16 protein-coding genes and 1 other RNA gene are annotated in these 16,091 nt (G+C 65.3%); 10 read left to right on the top strand and 7 right to left on the bottom strand.

Annotated elements, in window-relative coordinates; genetic code table 11:
- The first annotated feature begins 32 nt into the window (after nucleotides 1-32).
- From ACU4IU_RS04470 to ACU4IU_RS04460, 3 genes are all read left to right on the top strand, one after another.
- The gene (locus ACU4IU_RS04470; protein WP_446655958.1) at nucleotides 33-734 is read left to right on the top strand and encodes a VOC family protein; all 702 of its coding nucleotides are present in this window, start codon (nucleotides 33-35) and stop codon (nucleotides 732-734) included.
- On the top strand, nucleotides 722-1,390 hold the full coding sequence (locus tag ACU4IU_RS04465; RefSeq protein WP_446655957.1) for a VOC family protein: 669 nt from the start codon (nucleotides 722-724) through the stop codon (nucleotides 1,388-1,390). Before ACU4IU_RS04470 ends, ACU4IU_RS04465 begins: the two co-directional genes overlap by 13 nt.
- A gap of 103 nt (nucleotides 1,391-1,493) precedes the next feature.
- Complete coding sequence (locus tag ACU4IU_RS04460) at nucleotides 1,494-2,279, top strand: DUF3152 domain-containing protein (RefSeq protein ID WP_180987817.1); 786 nt, start codon at nucleotides 1,494-1,496, stop codon at nucleotides 2,277-2,279.
- A 90-nt stretch (nucleotides 2,280-2,369) separates the two neighbouring features.
- On the opposite strand, the gene ACU4IU_RS04455 is transcribed toward ACU4IU_RS04460, so the two are convergent.
- The gene (locus ACU4IU_RS04455) at nucleotides 2,370-4,118 is read right to left on the bottom strand and encodes a DHA2 family efflux MFS transporter permease subunit (RefSeq protein WP_446655956.1); all 1,749 of its coding nucleotides are present in this window, start codon (nucleotides 4,116-4,118) and stop codon (nucleotides 2,370-2,372) included.
- Nucleotides 4,115-4,765: a TetR/AcrR family transcriptional regulator gene (locus ACU4IU_RS04450; protein WP_258041884.1), complete on the bottom strand. Its 651-nt coding sequence runs from the start codon at nucleotides 4,763-4,765 to the stop codon at nucleotides 4,115-4,117. The genes ACU4IU_RS04455 and ACU4IU_RS04450 overlap by 4 nt, the downstream gene beginning before the upstream one ends.
- Nucleotides 4,766-4,941: 176 nt before the next feature.
- Between ACU4IU_RS04450 and ACU4IU_RS04445 the strand changes: the two genes are divergently transcribed.
- On the top strand, nucleotides 4,942-7,491 hold the full coding sequence (locus ACU4IU_RS04445; protein WP_446655955.1) for an ATP-dependent Clp protease ATP-binding subunit: 2,550 nt from the start codon (nucleotides 4,942-4,944) through the stop codon (nucleotides 7,489-7,491).
- A 129-nt stretch (nucleotides 7,492-7,620) separates the two neighbouring features.
- Here ACU4IU_RS04445 and ACU4IU_RS04440 read toward each other — a convergent pair whose 3' ends face one another.
- Nucleotides 7,621-8,433: a YidC/Oxa1 family membrane protein insertase gene (locus tag ACU4IU_RS04440; RefSeq protein ID WP_446655954.1), complete on the bottom strand. Its 813-nt coding sequence runs from the start codon at nucleotides 8,431-8,433 to the stop codon at nucleotides 7,621-7,623.
- A gap of 127 nt (nucleotides 8,434-8,560) precedes the next feature.
- Entirely contained in the window at nucleotides 8,561-8,866 is a 306-nt protein-coding gene (locus ACU4IU_RS04435; RefSeq protein WP_172174076.1) for a hypothetical protein, read from the bottom strand.
- Nucleotides 8,867-9,012: 146 nt separating this feature from the next.
- Between ACU4IU_RS04435 and ACU4IU_RS04430 the strand changes: the two genes are divergently transcribed.
- The 5 genes from ACU4IU_RS04430 to ACU4IU_RS04410 all read left to right on the top strand — a co-directional run bounded on the left by ACU4IU_RS04430 (nucleotide 9,013) and on the right by ACU4IU_RS04410 (nucleotide 12,677).
- A complete protein-coding gene (locus ACU4IU_RS04430; RefSeq protein WP_259357019.1) occupies nucleotides 9,013-9,657 on the top strand; it encodes a ClpP family protease in 645 nt (214 codons plus the stop codon).
- Nucleotides 9,654-10,235 carry a ClpP family protease gene (locus ACU4IU_RS04425; RefSeq protein WP_139469351.1) on the top strand — a complete coding sequence of 194 codons (582 nt, stop codon included), beginning with the start codon at nucleotides 9,654-9,656 and terminating at the stop codon, nucleotides 10,233-10,235. Before ACU4IU_RS04430 ends, ACU4IU_RS04425 begins: the two co-directional genes overlap by 4 nt.
- 80 nt (nucleotides 10,236-10,315) lie before the next feature.
- Nucleotides 10,316-11,605, top strand: a complete 1,290-nt coding sequence (locus ACU4IU_RS04420) for a sensor histidine kinase (RefSeq protein WP_446655953.1) — start codon at nucleotides 10,316-10,318, stop codon at nucleotides 11,603-11,605.
- Complete coding sequence (locus ACU4IU_RS04415) at nucleotides 11,602-12,276, top strand: response regulator transcription factor (RefSeq protein WP_446655952.1); 675 nt, start codon at nucleotides 11,602-11,604, stop codon at nucleotides 12,274-12,276. The genes ACU4IU_RS04420 and ACU4IU_RS04415 overlap by 4 nt, the downstream gene beginning before the upstream one ends.
- 119 nt (nucleotides 12,277-12,395) lie before the next feature.
- On the top strand, nucleotides 12,396-12,677 hold the full coding sequence (locus ACU4IU_RS04410; RefSeq protein WP_139469354.1) for an SHOCT domain-containing protein: 282 nt from the start codon (nucleotides 12,396-12,398) through the stop codon (nucleotides 12,675-12,677).
- A gap of 5 nt (nucleotides 12,678-12,682) precedes the next feature.
- Here ACU4IU_RS04410 and ACU4IU_RS04405 read toward each other — a convergent pair whose 3' ends face one another.
- Complete coding sequence (locus ACU4IU_RS04405; protein ID WP_446655951.1) at nucleotides 12,683-13,042, bottom strand: helix-turn-helix domain-containing protein; 360 nt, start codon at nucleotides 13,040-13,042, stop codon at nucleotides 12,683-12,685.
- A 178-nt stretch (nucleotides 13,043-13,220) separates the two neighbouring features.
- Between ACU4IU_RS04405 and ACU4IU_RS04400 the strand changes: the two genes are divergently transcribed.
- On the top strand, nucleotides 13,221-14,249 hold the full coding sequence (locus tag ACU4IU_RS04400; RefSeq protein WP_139469356.1) for an iron-siderophore ABC transporter substrate-binding protein: 1,029 nt from the start codon (nucleotides 13,221-13,223) through the stop codon (nucleotides 14,247-14,249).
- A gap of 51 nt (nucleotides 14,250-14,300) precedes the next feature.
- Here ACU4IU_RS04400 and ACU4IU_RS04395 read toward each other — a convergent pair whose 3' ends face one another.
- Entirely contained in the window at nucleotides 14,301-15,797 is a 1,497-nt protein-coding gene (locus ACU4IU_RS04395) for a L,D-transpeptidase (protein WP_446655950.1), read from the bottom strand.
- 180 nt (nucleotides 15,798-15,977) lie between these two features.
- Nucleotides 15,978-16,073: signal recognition particle sRNA small type (gene ffs / locus ACU4IU_RS04390), an RNA gene on the bottom strand.
- Nucleotides 16,074-16,091: the final 18 nt, after the last annotated feature.

Here is a 16,091-nt window from a genome sequence, read left to right as displayed (position 1 = left end):
ATTACCGTCAATCCGGGGCTTAATATTGAGACATGTTGAACAGTGCGGAATTCGATCATCTCGTTATCGCCGTCCCAGATCTGCAGAAATATGTTGAGCAATGTGAGGGCCGTCTGGGGGTGAGTGCGGTCGACGGTGGTGCGCATCCGGGCTTGGGCACGGCCAACGCGCTGCTCGGACTCGAGCTCAGCGATGAACTCTCCGATTCGCTGGGACTCACACGTCAGAGCGGTCCGAAACCGCTGACGTACCTCGAGATCCTCGGTCCCGACCCCGAGCAGGACCCGGTGCTGGCGGCCGCGCGGTTGGCCGGGGTCACGGCGCCGACCGTGCAGAGGTGGGCGATCCGTCCGGACGATTTCGACGGCTTCGTCACGGCCGCTGCGCGGTCACGGGAACCGCGCGTCCGCCTCGGCGAGGTCCATGACATGACCCGCCGCAGACCGGACGGAGCCGTTCTCGACTGGCGCCTGACCAGGCACACCCCGCTGCCGTGGTCGGGGATCCAGCCGTTCCTCATCGACTGGAAGGACTCCGAGCATCCCGCGATGCAGGAGATGCCGTCGGTCCGACTCGAGAGCCTGTGGGGCGCGAGCGAGGACCCGGATGCGGTAGGTTCGGTCCTCGACTTCTTCGGCATCGGACTCGACATCATTGCCCTCGATGTCGAAGAAGGGGAGACTGAGGGCCTACACGCTCATCTGAAAGGTCCGGGTGGATCATGGACTCTCTGAACACCATTCCCGCGCAGCTCGACCACCTCATCATCACGGTGCCCGACCTCGACGCCGGGGTCGCCGCCGTGGAAGAGGCTACCGGGCTGCGCGCGGTTCCCGGCGGTTCGCACCCGGGGCGAGGGACCGCGAACTATCTGCTCGGACTCACCCCGGATGGTTGGCCGGAGGGAGCCCACACCTACCTCGAGATCCTCGGCCCCGACCCGCAGCAGGAGCCGCCCGCCGACGGCACCCTGCCGCTCGACGCTCATCTGGCCGCCGAGCCGACCTTGCAGACCTGGGCCATCCATCCGCCGGCGTTCCTCGCGAAGATCGCGGCCGCGAACACCGCGGGCATCGATTTCGGCGAGGTCCAGGACATGGCTCGGGACACCGCCGAGGGCGACCGCCTCGAATGGCGACTGACCACCCGATCTCCATTGCCGCATGATGGTGCGCAGCCGTTCCTCATCGACTGGGGCGAATCCGTCCATCCCGCCGAGGCGGCCCTGCCCGCCCTCGAACTGCTCGATTTCCGTGCGGAATCGCCGGAGCCCGAGGCGGCGCGGCAGGTGCTCGAGGTACTCGGGGCCGGTGACACCGCGGTGGTCGAGGGGCCGGTCTGTCGTCTGCGTGCCAGGTTGCGCGGGCCCGGCGGCGTGCTCGAGTTCTGACTTCGCCGAAAAACGGGCTGAGTGTCGAGACACGGGTGTGTGCGCACGTTTCTCGACACGCAACCCGTTTCTCGATGAATCGGCAGGAGATAGACTCACAGGCGTGCTCAGTCGAACCCGTCTCGCCTCCCGTCCACGCCTCCGCACCCTGACCTCGCTTGTCGCTGTCTCACTGGTCGTCGGACTGAGCGCCTGCGCGCCCGCCGCCGACGAAGAGACGCGGCCGACTCCGAAGGCGGCCGAAACGCAGGCCGCTTCGCCGGACCCGAGCGACTCAGCCGAGGCCAAGCCGAGTGAGTCGCCCACGCCCACCGAGACCGCGAACGTCGAGGATGCAGGAGCGACCGGAGTCAGCGAAGACGATATCGACGATCATGGCAGCGGAAAATGGGACCGGCCGAAAGAGGAGACCGGACCCAACCGCGACGAGGGCAAGACGTTCAAGGTCGCCCTGCGCGTCGAAGACAACCTGCCCATCGACGTCGATGAGGCCGGCGACTTCATCATCAAGACCCTCCAGGACGAGCGCGGCTGGCAGGACATGGACGACGTCTCCATCGAGCTCGTCGATGAAGGCCAGGACACGATGATCTCCATCGCCAGCCCCGATACCGTCGACGAGATGTGCCTGCCGCTGCGGACCCTGGGCAAGCTCTCATGCCGCAATGGACCCAACGTCATCCTCAACGCCAAGCGCTGGGTCTCCGCCACGGAGGAGTTCGACGATATCGTCCAGTACCGGCAGTACCTCATCAACCACGAGGTCGGTCACGCTCTCGGCCACGGCCACGAATCCTGCCCCGGACCGGGCAAGACCGCACCGCTCATGCAGCAGCAGACGAAGGGCCTGCAGGGGTGTGAGCCGAACGGATGGCCCTCGAAAGGCTAGTTCCGCGGCAGTCGCGGACAGACTCCGGCCGCGATACAGCGCAGGCCCCGCGATTGCGGGGCCTGCGCTGTCATTGCGTGGACGTGCGTATCAGTGCTTGGGCGAGCGGGGCCGCAGAGAGTAGTCTCCGGCACCCTGCGTGGCCTTCTCGTACTCGATCTCATCGCTGACGGAGCTCGTGCCCGAGGGGGTCAGCGAACCAGGCTGTTCGACGACAGCGATGCTGTCGGTCGCGACGACCTCACGCTGATGGTCCGTCGGGGCGCCCGCATCGATCTTCGTGGCCAGAGCCTTCTCGCGAACGAACATGAGGATGACTGCCGCGATGATTCCCAGCGGGCAGACCCACAGGAAGATCGGCACCAGCGCATCGCTGTACGCATTGACGATGATCGAGTGGATCGGATCGGGCAGCGACTTGACCACTTCGGGGGTCAGTGAGTTCGACCCCGTGCCCTTCATCGCCTGGGCGCCCTGGGGTCCCAGGGACTTGATGCCGTCCTCGAGGTTGGATGCCAGCCGCGAGGTGAAGAGCGAACCGATCAGCGACATGCCCAGCGTGCCGCCGATCTGCCGGAAGAAGTTGTTCGACGCCGTCGCCGTGCCGACCATCGCCACCGGGAACGAGTTCTGGACGATGAGCACGAGCATCTGCATCGACAGTCCCAGGCCGAGGCCCAGCACACACAGGCAGCCGATGACGACGAGAACGTTCTGATCGGCCGTGACGAAGGTCCCCATGAGGAAGAGGGCGACGCCGACGATCGCGCTGCCGAGCACCGGGTACCACTTGTACCGTCCCGTCTTCGAGACGACGAAGCCGATGATGACCGAGCTCGGCAGCATCACGGCCATCATGGGCACCATGAGGAGCCCGGCCTTGGTCGCTTCGATCCCGTGGGCCATCTGCAGGAATGTGGGCATGTACGAAAGTACGCCGAACATGCCGATGGCGATGCACATGCCGGCGATCGTGCAGAGGACGAAGTTCGTGTCCTTGAACACGAACATCGGGATGACGGGTTCGGGCACAGCCTGTTCGACGAAGACGAAGACGACGGCGCTGATGACGGCGATGGCGATGAGTCCGATGATGATCGGATCGTCCCAGTCGTACTGATGCCCGCCCCACGAAGTCGTGAGGATGAGTGCCGAGGTGAATTCGGCGATGAGGATCATTCCCGCGACATCGACATGGCGTTTGACCGACCGATCCGACTTGGGGACCTTGAGGAAGAGGATGGCGGCGATGAGCGCGAGCACGCCGAACGGAAGATTGAGAGCGAATGTCCAGCGCCAGCCCGGACCCTCGGTGATCCAGCCTCCGATCAGCGGTCCCGCCACCGAGGTGACCGCGAAGTTCGCCCCCATGATGCCCATATACGGGCCGCGTTTGCGCGCCGGCACAACCGCGGCGATGAGAGCCTGCGAGAGGATGATGAGACCGCCGCCGCCGAGGCCCTGAATGACGCGTGCGGTGATGAGGACGGCCATGTTGTGGGCCAGGAAGCCGACGATCGAACCGAGGATGAACATGCAGATGGCGAAGATGAAGATCTTCTTCCGGTTGAACGAATCGCCCAACTTGCCGTAGATCGGCATCATGATCGTCGACGCCAACATGAACGCCGTCGAGACCCAAAGCATCTGGTCGACGCCGTTGAGGTCACCGACGATGGTCGGCAGGGCCGTGGCCAGCATGGTCTGGTTGAGCGAGAACATGAACATTGCCAGCATCAGGCCGGTGAATAGCAGGATGACCGACGAGGTCTCGATCTCCGGCTCCTCCTCGGCGCCGTGCTGCTTCTCGGCAGCGGGCTCGGTGGCGGTAGTGGTCATTTCAGCCTTTCTAAGAGGGTCAGGAACAGTTCGATCGAGGAGGTGAACGCCTGGTCCACCCGTTCGTCGTCCAATTCGTGTTCGGTGTCGAATCGCGCGGAGGCGAAAGCGTGCTCGAGCGGGATGCTGCACAGCTGCGCGAGCATCCGCGTGGCCCGTGCGGCGGTGTCGTCATCGGCAAAGGTGATTCCGCGACGTTCGATCCGCCGGCGGATGCCGGTGATGATCTGCTCGGAGTAGTGCCGTTTCGTCTCCATGCTGAGCATGCCGAGGTGCGGATGCCGAGCCTGGATCGCGCGCAGCTTCTGCTTGTTCGCCGACCGCGGCAGCAGGAATTCGAACGCGGCGCGGATGGTGAAGGAGAGATCCTCCACCAGACGCTCGCGCCGGGGCTCGAAGTCCTCGATGAATCGCTGCAGAGCGGCGGCGATATCGTCGGAGGTCGTCAGTCCGACGATCGCCATCTCCTTGGTAGGGAAATAGTTGAAGAACGTGCGCGTCGAGACCTCCGCAGCTTCCGCGATCCGAGCCACAGTCACCTCGTCGAGTCCATGATCGAAGACGAGATCGACGGCCGCGGCGTGGATGGACGCACGGCGCTCACGGGTCTGGCGCTCGCGCAGGGATTCGGTCGGTTCGGAACTCACCAGAAAATTATGCACCTCTTGCAAATTTGCACCAAATGCAGAAATGCATTCAATGCATTTCTCGACGGTGATGTTGTTCACACTCCGTCGTCGGGCGGTCGACAGGTGGGAATATATGTCCGCATGCACCTGTTGATTGAGTCGTATACGCTCAACTTTGAAAGAGGAGGTCAGCTTTGGCCACATTCTTCGGACCCGCAGGCTCGGGCGGAGACTCGTTCGACGAGTTCCTCGCTCGTTTCCTCCAGGGGCAGACCGGAGCTCGCCGAGGCCGTTCCGTCGACATCAACCGACTGCTGAGCAAGCGCAGCCACGAGGTCATCGAAGCGGCCGCGGAGTTCGCAGGACGACACGGTCAGTCCGAGGTCGACGCGCTCCACATCCTGCGCACCATGGTCGATTCCGAACCCGGAATCTCCGCCGTGCGCCAGGCCGGCGCCGATCCCGAGGCCATCGCCCATGCGATCGAAGAGCGCCTTCCGGCCAGCACCGACACCGAGGCGGATTCCACGCCCACGCTGACCGGTTCGGCCCAGCGCGCCCTGCTCGACGCCTACCAGGTGGCGCGAGCCTTCGGGTCGACCTACATCGATCCCGAACACATGTTCTTCGCCTTCGTGCTCAACCAGGAGATGCCCGCCGGTCGGATCCTCGCCCAGGCAGGCGTCACCCAGGCTGCACTGCAGGCCGGTGCCGAGGCGGCCGAAGCCGCAGGTATGCACCCCGGCCAGGAGGCCGAAGGCGAGGACGGTCAGGAATCCGTACTGGAGAAGTTCGGCACGGACCTCACCGAGCTCGCAGCCGAAGGCAAACTCGATCCCGTCATCGGCCGCTCGGAGGAGATCGAGCAGACGATCGAGATCCTCGCCCGCCGGACGAAGAACAACCCGGTTCTCCTCGGCGAGGCCGGTGTCGGCAAGACCGCGGTCGCCGAAGGCCTCGCTCAGGCCATCCACTCGGGCGAAGTTCCCAAGCAGCTGCAGGGCAAGCGCATCATCGCGCTCGATATGCCGGGAATGCTCGCCGGCACGCGCTACCGCGGTGACTTCGAAGAGCGCCTGACCGGAGCGCTCAACGAGATCGCCGACGACGGGGACATGATCGTCTTCGTCGATGAACTCCACACCCTCGTCGGCGCCGGCGGCAACGGCGAGGCGAACTCGATGGACGCCGGCAACATCCTCAAACCGCGCCTGGCCCGCGGCGATCTGCACATGATCGGCGCGACCACGCTCAAGGAGTACCGCACCATCGAGAAGGATTCGGCTCTCGAGCGTCGCTTCCAGCCGGTGACCGTGGGCGAGCCGAGCGTCGAGGATGCGGTGACGATCATCGACGGGCTGAAGGATCGCTACGCGGAGTTCCACGAGGTCACCTACACTGCCGAGGCGGTCCGTGCGGCCGTGGAGCTGTCGAACCGCTACATCACCGACCGCTTCCTGCCGGACAAGGCCATCGACCTCATCGACCAGGCGGGCGCCCGGATGTCGCTCAGGCGCGGACCCGCGGTCGATATCGACGCGCTCAAGCTCAATCTCTCCGAACTCGAAGCGGAGAAGAAGTCCGCTATCGAGGTGGAGGACTACGAGCGTGCCGGCCGTGTCCGCGATGAGATCAACGAGGTGACCGCTCGGATCGAATCCGCTGAGAACCCGGACGCGGAGGCCGTGAAGACGGCTGCCGCCGAGGCGATCATCGGTGAGCAGGAGATCGCGCATGTGGTCTCCCGGGCCACCGGAATCCCGGCAGCGCGGATGACGCAGAGCCAGAAGGCACGACTGGCGAACATGGAAGAGGTCCTCCACGACCGCGTGGTCGGACAGGACGAAGCCGTGACCGCCGTGTCGCGCGCCATCCGCCGCAGCCAGACCGGTATGGCCGATCCCAACCGTCCCATCGGCAGCTTCCTCTTCCTCGGCCCCACCGGTGTCGGCAAGACCGAGCTGGCGAAGGCTCTGGCGCAGACCCTGTTCGACGACGAGTCGGCCATGATCCGCTTCGATATGAGCGAGTTCGGCGAACGCCACACGGTGTCCCGCCTCGTCGGTGCTCCTCCCGGCTACGTCGGCTACGACGAGGCAGGGCAGCTGACGGAGAAGGTCCGCCGTCGCCCGTATTCGGTCATCCTCCTCGACGAGGTCGAGAAGGCCCATCCGGATGCGTTCAACCTGCTGCTGCAGGTCCTCGACGACGGACGGCTCACCGACGGTCAGGGCCGCACGGTCGACTTCCGCAACACCGTGGTCATCATGACCTCGAACCTCGGCTCCGAGTTCATGTCCGGCACTCCGCTGGGCTTCGCCTCCGGAGCTGCGGGAGACGCGGAGAAGGATCTCAAGGCCAAGGTCATGGGTCGCCTCAAGGAGTTCATGCGGCCGGAGTTCATCAACCGCATCGATGACACCGTGATGTTCTCGCGGCTCGATCGCGAGCAGCTGCGGTCCATCGTCGATCACCAGCTGGCCGCGTCGAAGCAGCGCCTCGAGGCTCAGGGCATCGCCCTCGACGTCTCGGCAGAGGCTCTCGACTGGCTGGCCGATGAAGGCTACGAACCCGAGTTCGGTGCCCGTCCGCTGCGTCGCACGATCCAGCGCGAGCTCGACGACCGCATCGCCGATCTCCTCGTCACCGAGGCGGTCGATGAGGGCGGCACCGTGCGTGCCACGGTCGTTGACGGCGCACTCAAGGTCGTGGCCGACACTCGCCCGGAGCCGATCATCGCCTGATCACCGAGGCGGCCCTGTACCGGCCGTCGCCTCTGAGTGACGCGTTCGAACCGGAATGAGCCCGGGTCGAAAGATTCCGTTCTTTCGTCCCGGGCTCTGTCGTTGCTGCGGGCAGCGTCGCGTCCCGGGTCAGCCGCGGGTGGCAGAGGACTGCTCGGGCTGGGGATCGTTCGCGCCGAGGAGGCGGTTGAGGACGAGCCGTTCGCCGAGCGTCCACGTGGTCGTCGTCGCCAGGTAGAGAGCGGCGGCCAAGGGGACGAAGAGCGCGAAGATCGCGGTGAGGAAGGGCATGAAGCTCAGGGTCTTCATCACTCCGGACAGATCCGGCATCGCCGGAGCATCTGCTCCGGTCTTCGTCGAGGGAGCGGTCGGGGTCTCGGGTGTGGCCGGGGTGAGCAGGTGTCGGGAGAACCCCGCGACGACGGCGATGAGGACGACGAGGATGAGGTAGACCGTGATCGCGGTGCCGGTCAGATCGCCGGCGCCGAGCAGTCTGACGAAGCTCGTGTTCAGGGGCAGACCGAAGAGCGTATGACCGAGCAGCTCATTGGCGTGCCCGCCGATCGTCGCATTGATGAAGAGGCCATAGACGGCCATGAGCACTGGGGTCTGTGCCAGCACCGGCAGGCATCCGGCAAAGGGGGAAGCATTCTCCTCTTTGTACAGCTCCATGAGCTTCTGCTGCATGAGTTCGGGCTGCTTCTTGTACTTCGTCTGCAGCTCTTTGATCTTCGGGGCCAGTCGTTTCCGAGTGATGCCTGCCCTGACCTGGGACACCCCGACGGGGATGAGCACGACGCGGACCAGGACGGTGAGCACGATGACGGCCAGGGCGGCACTGAAGCCGCCGGCGAGCGGTTCGAGAATGTCGCTGATCCCCGTGACCACCGTGTAGGCGGCCTCGACGAGCAGGCGGATGGGCAGGAATTCGTAGATGTTCACAGGTGAGTGTCCTTCGGACAGGGCGCACTGAGGCGCGGTTGAATGGGCCGTTGAAGGCCATCACCGTGACGATTGATGACAATTGCCCGCGCCGAGGCGGGGAGACGTTCCGTACGGAACAGGTCGTTCAGGCGATGGCGTGAACGACGGAAGAAGGGGCTCTGGGCAGGGCCGTACCTGGAGTTCCGGGCTCCTCCGGCATGCGGAATTCGCGGATGCTTCGGCGCGTGCCCGGCAGAGACGGCGGGCGCGCCGACAGCGAGAGCACACGCAGCAGAGCCATGCTCGCCCATGCGGCGATCGGCGTCAGCAGGGCCGCACCGAGGAGTGCCAGGACGATGAGATGAGTGGGGGACTGGGGTACGACCGAGTCGAGATCGGAAGAGAGCACGACGACGAGCAGCTGCAGAGTCAGCCACATATTCGCCATCATCTCGCCCCCTAACCAGTGCGTCGATGCTAGCACGCGGGCCTGTGCGGGCCGTTCAGAGAAACTGAGTCCGTCCGCTCACAGCGGCAGACGTCCGCGCCGAGCGGATCAGGGTTCCCCACTCCCACCGGCACTGCCAGTGTGGACGCATGTTCACTCTCAACTCTTCGCCCCACAGCCGACCACCTCTGTTCTCCGACTCCGACGAGGCCGACGCGGCCACCGCGATCCCCGAATCCCAGCGAATGCTCTACGCCTACCGGTCCGTCGTCTTCAACGGCGAACTGCGCGACGAGAACGGAATGGAGATCATCTCCCGACTCGTCCTCCTCTCCGCCGAGGACCCGCGCTCCGATATCCACCTGTGGATCAACTCTCCCGGAGGCTCCGTGCCGATGATGCACGCGATCGCCGACACCATCGCCGCTCTGCCCAACGACGTGGTCACGATCGCCTTCGGGTGGGCCGCCTCGGCGGGACAATTCGTTCTCAGCATGGGAACGCCCGGACGACGCCTCGCCCTGCCCCACGCGCGCATCCTCCTCCACCAAGGATCGAGCGGAATCGGCGGAGCCGCCGCCGACATCGAACTCCAGGGCGATGACCTCCGATCGGTCAGAGACACCGTCCTGCACCGGATCGCCGAGGCGACCGGAAAGACCTACGACCGCATCTTCGAAGACTCCCTGCGCGACCGGTGGTTCACCGCCGAGGAGGCGATTGAGTACGGACTCATCGATCGCGTCATCGACTCCCCGTCCGACCTGCGAGCTCAGATCGGAGGAAGCCGATGAGCCAGTACACGATCCCCAACGTCGTCGACCGAACCGGTGGCAGCGAGAAGATCGTCGACGTCTACTCGCATCTGCTCGGCAACCGCATCGTCTACCTCGGCGTGCCCATCGACGACGGGGTGGCGAACACGATCATCGCGCAGCTGCTCCACCTCGATTCGAGCAGCCGGGACCTGCCGATCAGTATGTACATCAATTCCCCGGGCGGCTCCCTGACCGCGATGACGGCGATCTTCGACGCAATGCACCACATCGGCGCACCCGTGGCCACAACCTGCGTCGGGCAGGCCGTCGCCGATGCGGCCGTGCTCCTGGCCGCCGGAGAACCCGGCCAGCGGGCCATGCTCGCCCACGCCCGCGCCGTGCTGCGACAGCCGCATGCCGAAGGGGCGCGGGGCACGATCCCCGACCTCATCGTCGCCGCAGACGAGATCGTCCGGCAACGGCGGGACGTCGAAGAGATGCTCGCCGACAGCACCGGTCGGACCCCGGAGCAGATCCACCGTGACTTCGATCGCGACCTCGTCCTCGACGCGAAGGCGGCACGGGACTTCGGACTCGTCGACGTCATCCTCTGACCGCGTACTCTCACCGAGGTGGACGGAGATACTCCCCGAGGATGACGACGGCGTCCGGTCCGGGTCGCTACGATCGGAGAATGAGACCGGACCGTCCAGACCGCCGCGCGCGCAGGCGAGTCGTCCTGCTCACCGTCGTCGCAGCGGTGCTGCAGCTGCCGTTCGCCATCGTCCTCGCCGCGGCGACCGAGACGTCTGCGGCCGCGATGATCATCCGCATCGGCACCGCGGTCCTCTCACCGGCGATCTTCCTCTTCGCAGCGCGGTGGCCCGGACCGCGCGTCGCCGTACTGGCAGGGCTCGTCCTCCTCGACGTCCTCGTGTGGGCGGCGGCGACGCCCGATCCGGGCCCCGGCGGATTCGGCATGGGACCGGGTGCGTGGAGCGACCGCGGTCCCTGGACGCCCGCGGAGGCCGGGCCCGGGACGACGCCGTTCTACGCCGGCTTCCTCTTCGCCGTCGTCGCCGCGATCGTCCGCGGAAATGCAGTCTGGGCGATCGCCTCGGCGGCGGGAGTCTGGGCGGGCTGCCTGCTGCTGGGTCCCCTGCTGGGAATCGACTGGTCGGTAGGACGGGTGGTCTCGGCGACGATGGGGCTCGCCATCGCCGTGGGCATCGGCGCATTCGTCCGCCGGCGCAGCGAGCTCCGTCGCCAGGAGGCAGCCCGACAGAGCGCACGCCACGCCGAGGTCGTCCAGGCCGAACGACTGCGCATCGCCCGGGACCTCCACGACGTCCTCGGCCATGCTCTGTCCCAGATCAACGTCCAAGCCGGAGTCGGCGAACACCTCATCGACCGCGATCCGGAACAGGCACGGTCCGCACTCGCGGCCATCAGAGAACTCAGCCGCACAGGGCTCAACGAAGTCCGCACCGTGCTGCACACGATGCGCTCCGACACCGGTGCTGCGGAAGCCTCAGGACCGGCGCCCTTGGCTCCGGTCCTCGGGCTCGACGCCGTTCCGGCGCTGGTCTCCCGCCTCGTCGGCTCCACTGACATCAGGGTGGACGACCGGCGGGCCACAGACTCCGAGGGAGTGAGAGAGACACCCGGCCAGTCAACGGACGCAGCCGCCTATCGGATCATCCAGGAAGCGCTGACGAACGTGCTCAGACATGCCGGCGCCGGCAGCGCACGAGTCGTCATCGCACGGAACTCGGATCGGCTGCAGGTGAGCATCAGCGATGACGGGACAGGACTCCCAGACGGAGTCGAAGGGACGGGAATCATGGGCATGCGCGAGCGGGCGAAGCTGCTGAAAGGGTCACTCACCCTGACCTCGAAGGGTCGGCAGGGCACCGTCGTCGACGTCGACCTCCCCTGGAACGCCGACCATGCAGAGCTGCCAGACGAGGAGCCGCATCGATGACACCGATCCGAGTCGCCATCGCCGATGACCATCAGCTCGTGCGCGCCGGCTTCGCCTCACTGCTCGATTCCGAAGACGATATCGAGGTCACGATCCAGGCTTCCGGAGGGCATGCCCTGCTCGAAGCACTGCTCACAGCACCCGCCGACGTCGTCCTCATGGACATCCGCATGCCCGACGGAGACGGACTGTGGGCGACGGAGGAGATCGCCGCCGATCCGCGGTTCGATGCCGTCCGCGTGGTGCTCGTGACGACCTTCGGACTCGACGAATACATCGTCCGCGCCGTGCGCGCCGGGGCGAGCGGCTTCCTGTTGAAGGACACCGACCCGACCGACCTCATCCGCGCCGTGCGCGTCGTGGCCGCCGGTGAGGCCCTGCTCTCGCCCGAAGTCACGAAATACCTGCTCTCCCGCATGTCCTTGGGGCTGAAGGCAGAACCCGACTCCGGGCTCGACGTTCTCACCGACCGCGAACGCGAAGTTCTCGCGCTCGTCGGCCGCGGTCAGTCGAACGACGAGATCGCCGAATCGCTCGTGCTCTCCCCGCTGACCGCGAAGACCCATGTCTCGCGCATCATGACGAAGGTCGGGGCCAGAGACCGCGTCCACCTCGTCGTCCTCGCCTACGAATCGGGGCTGGTGTCGCCCGGTTGGCTGAACGAGCACTGAGTTCTGCTCCGTGCGGAGCAGCGCAGGTGACTCCCTTCGGCGGATTCGCAGCGACCGGCCTGCGGTGTGTCATTGATGTCAGGTCCACGAACGGCGTGGACACCCGCCAAGGAGGCATCATGCACATGGAACACGGACCGCTGGCCTGGCCGTTCTTCTTCCTCATTCCGATCTTCTGGGTCCTCGTCATCGGACTCATCGTCACCCTCATCGTGACCCTCAACCGTCGCCGGTGGCGGCAGGCCGGGGGACCGCCGTGGGCGGCTGCGGCACGAGAGGGAACGAGGAGCGCCGAGGCGACTCTGGCCCAGCGCTTCGCCCAGGGGGATATCGAGGAGGCCGAATATCGTGCCCGACTCGAGGTGCTGCGGGCGAACCGGCTCGAGGCCGGGAACGGCTGAGCCGTTCAGGCCGCGAGGGCGAGCCGTACCTGATCCGCTGCCGGCGGAGCAGGTGCGGCTCGCGTCATATCGGTCGCCGACAGCAGCGCGGTCGCAGGGACCCCGGAAGTCAGGCCGAAGGCAGCGAGCACGAGGACCTGCGGCAGCTGGAGCTCGAGCACCTCGGCCACTGCCTCGATGACCTCCGACGACGGGTCCTTGAGCCCGCGTTCGATCTCGGAGAGGAACTGGGTCGAGACCCCGGACCGGTGGGAGACCTGAGCCAGGGTGAGACCCATATCGGTGCGGCGCAGTCGGAGAGCGCGGCCGAGCGCCTCACGCCACAGCGGCGGCGGGGTCGGGCTATGCGGGAGCATGTCGGTCATGGGGTGAGCCTACGGTCGGCAGGGCCGCCTCGGCGAGGGTTTCTGCTGTCAGCAGATGAGGATGACTGACGTGAAGTGGCTCACAGGTGTTGCGGAAACGGCAGTAGGTTAAGTTAGGCTGGCCTACGTTAATGTCGAGGGGTCGTATCAGGCTCCGACCACTGTCGAAAGGACAGGAATGTCAGTTCCTCACAGCCGCCGGGCCGTCATCGCCGGAGCGCTCGTCGCGCTCTCGCTCACCGCCACCGCCTGCGGGCAGGGATCGCAGGCCGCGGAGGAATCCGGGTCCGCGAATTTCGAGACCGTGACGATCAAGCACGCACTCGGTGAAGCGGTCATCGAATCCGAGCCCGAACGCGTCGTCACCCTCGGCCAGGGATCGACGGAAACTGCGATCGCTTTGGGTAAGACGCCGGTCGGCATGGAGGAATATGCCTGGGGATCCGATGACACCGGCTACATGCCGTGGATCTACGAGGCCGTGAAGGACAAGGGTGAGAAGCTGCCCGAACAGTTCCAGGGGGATACGGAACTCGACGTCGAAGCCATCGCCGAACTCGAACCGGATGTCATCCTCGCCCCCTGGTCGGGAATCACGGCCGAGCAGTACAAACAGCTCGATGCCATCGCCCCGACCGTGGCTTACCCGAAGCAGCCGTGGACGATCAAGTGGGATGAGCAGATCACCACGATCGGCAAGGCGCTCGGTCAGGAAGAGGAATCAGAAGGCCTCGTCGACGACATCAAGACGCAGCTGAAAGAGGCGAAGCGAGAGGAATACAAGGACCTCACATTCTCCTTCATCTACAACTCGGGCCCCGGCACCCTCGGCGTCTTCTACCCCAACGAGCAGCGGGTGGCGATGGTCTCGGCGCTCGGGCTGACCCCGGATCCGATCATCGACGAGCTGAAGAAAGACTACGACGAGCCCGGAACGGATTCAGCGCTCATCGGTCTGGAGAATGCGGACAAGCTCAACGATTCGGACCTCATCTTCACCTTCTACTCCGATGAGAAGAACAGGAAAGAGATCGAATCGCAGGGACTGTATGCGAATATTCCGGCGATCAAAGCCGGGGCCGTCGTGGCTCCGGATGATCAGCCCTTCGTCACCGGATCCTCGATCATCAACCCGCTCACCGTCCCCTGGACGCTCGAGCGCTATGTGCCGATGATCGACAAAGCGGTGAAGAAGCTCGACAAGTAAGTCGTCGGCGAGGAGCCTGCCGCATCAGTCAGGCAAGCAAGCTGAGCGCTCTCAATCGAGGGCGCTCAGCTTCTTCCATTCATCCCACGAGTACACCCAGTCCGAGATGTCGCTGTCATTGGTCGACAGGCTCACTTGGGAACCGGTGACCTCGACGGGATCGCCGAAGATCGCGGAGTCGTAGTACTCCTTGGCCCGTTCGGTGGTGAGATTGATGCAGCCGTGGGAGACGTTCTGCGAGCCTTGGACACCTGCCGACCACGGGGCGGCGTGGATGAATTCTCCGTTGTTGTGGATGCGCACCGCCCACTGCACATCTGTCTCGTAGTCCCATTGTTCGGAGGTCATCGTATAGTCGGCGGCCTTCGACATGACCACATGCGTGCCGTTGTAGGACGGGGACTTCGGTGCGCCGAGCGAGGCAGGGAAGTCCATGACGGTCTTGCCGTCACGAGTGACGGTCATACGATGGGACTGCGCATCGGCCTTGACGACCTGTTTGCGTCCGATCTCGAAATCGAGGGTGAGGTCGTTCTGACCCACGCTGTTCTCGCCCGTCGGCACATCCTTGAGCGGGACGTCGACGGAGACCTTCGAATGAGCGGGCCAGAATTCCTTCGGGCGGAAATGCAGTCGGGACTGCGGATCGTCGTAGAGCCAACCCCAGGAGCCCTCGACCTCCCGCTCCTTGCCGTCTTCATCGGTGACCTTGACCGAGAGGCGGCGTTCGACATCGTCGCGGAAGTCCTTGGACACGGTGGAACCGAAGTTGAGCATGATGGGGGCGGCGACGCCGACCGTCTGATCGTCGGCGAGCGTTGTGCGCACCGACATCGGGGCGCCGTCGCTGTCACCGACGGTGATCGTTGCGTCGAGGTCGACTTCGTCTCCGTCGGCAGTGGTGGCGGTGACTTTCACGGTGTATTCGCTGTCGGCGACGAGGCCGTAGGTCGAGATCCAGGCGGCGGATTCGTCCGGGGCGGCGACCGCCTCGGCGGTGTCCTTGGTGTCTGTTTCGGCGTCCTTCGAACCATCGTCGGCGGTCCCGGACTCGGTGGAGCTCGGCGTCGACGAACCGGCCTGGGCGTCGTCATCTGTCTCGAGCGCGGTGCCCGAAGCGTCGAAGAACGTGCCGGGATCGTGCGCGATCCGGGGGTGGGCCTCCTCGGTGACGGAGATGTCACTGAGATCTGCGTTCTCGACTGAGATGCCGATCCGCTGGCCGGCCTCGAGGTCGATGTCGTCACCGGATTCGGTCACCTCGCCGAAGTCCCCGGCGCCGGGCATCGCGGTCGCCGCATCGGCGGACTCACTCGGTGCAGCTGAGGAGGTCGCATCGCTGGGCTGCGACGTCGGCGTCGATTCGGACGCGGATTCTGCTGCCTCGGAGGTGATGGCTCCGACGCGGAACACGGGATCCGCGGCCGCCTCGGCGGTCTTGTTCGCGCCATTGCGGGTCGCGTCGGGATCGTCGCTCGACGGTGTGCACGCCGTGAGCAGGGCCAGTGCCGAAAGGGCGGCAATGGCCCCTTGGATCTTCGTGGACAACAGGGAAACCTCGTTTGAACACAGGGATGAGAACTGCGAATCATGGTAATGAAGCAAAATCACGAAAGTATTAACGCTTTCGCTTCTTCGCCCCGATTCTGGCGCCCGAAAGGTCGTGGAGGCAGACCTGACCTGGGCAGATGAGGGAGAGGGGGAGTTGTGGAATTGTGATGTTGGGGAATAGAGGACTCCCCGTGCACCCGACAGAGCTCGCTTACCCTTGCTGCCTTCCGGCCCTGGGGGAGTTCACAAGATGACGCCGCACGGGGAGCCGTGAATCAGTCTAGTCGAGAG

Source organism: Brevibacterium sp. CSND-B09, from assembly GCF_052906525.1.
The sequence above is the reverse complement of the archived record's forward strand: the minus strand, read 5'-3'. Positions and strand labels throughout refer to the sequence as shown.

Excerpts from the sequence above, each read along its gene's own strand:
- ACU4IU_RS04470 (WP_446655958.1), top strand. The coding sequence starts at position 33 with ATGTTGAACAGTGCGGAATTCGATCATCTCGTTATCGCCGTCCCAGAT.
- ACU4IU_RS04465 (WP_446655957.1), top strand. The coding sequence starts at position 722 with ATGGACTCTCTGAACACCATTCCCGCGCAGCTCGACCACCTCATCATC.
- ACU4IU_RS04455 (WP_446655956.1), bottom strand. The coding sequence starts at position 4,118 with ATGACCACTACCGCCACCGAGCCCGCTGCCGAGAAGCAGCACGGCGCC.
- ACU4IU_RS04435 (WP_172174076.1), bottom strand. The coding sequence starts at position 8,866 with ATGATGGCGAATATGTGGCTGACTCTGCAGCTGCTCGTCGTCGTGCTC.
- ACU4IU_RS04430 (WP_259357019.1), top strand. The coding sequence starts at position 9,013 with ATGTTCACTCTCAACTCTTCGCCCCACAGCCGACCACCTCTGTTCTCC.
- ACU4IU_RS04425 (WP_139469351.1), top strand. The coding sequence starts at position 9,654 with ATGAGCCAGTACACGATCCCCAACGTCGTCGACCGAACCGGTGGCAGC.
- ACU4IU_RS04420 (WP_446655953.1), top strand. The coding sequence starts at position 10,316 with ATGAGACCGGACCGTCCAGACCGCCGCGCGCGCAGGCGAGTCGTCCTG.
- ACU4IU_RS04415 (WP_446655952.1), top strand. The coding sequence starts at position 11,602 with ATGACACCGATCCGAGTCGCCATCGCCGATGACCATCAGCTCGTGCGC.
- ACU4IU_RS04410 (WP_139469354.1), top strand. The coding sequence starts at position 12,396 with ATGCACATGGAACACGGACCGCTGGCCTGGCCGTTCTTCTTCCTCATT.
- ACU4IU_RS04405 (WP_446655951.1), bottom strand. The coding sequence starts at position 13,042 with ATGACCGACATGCTCCCGCATAGCCCGACCCCGCCGCCGCTGTGGCGT.
- ACU4IU_RS04400 (WP_139469356.1), top strand. The coding sequence starts at position 13,221 with ATGTCAGTTCCTCACAGCCGCCGGGCCGTCATCGCCGGAGCGCTCGTC.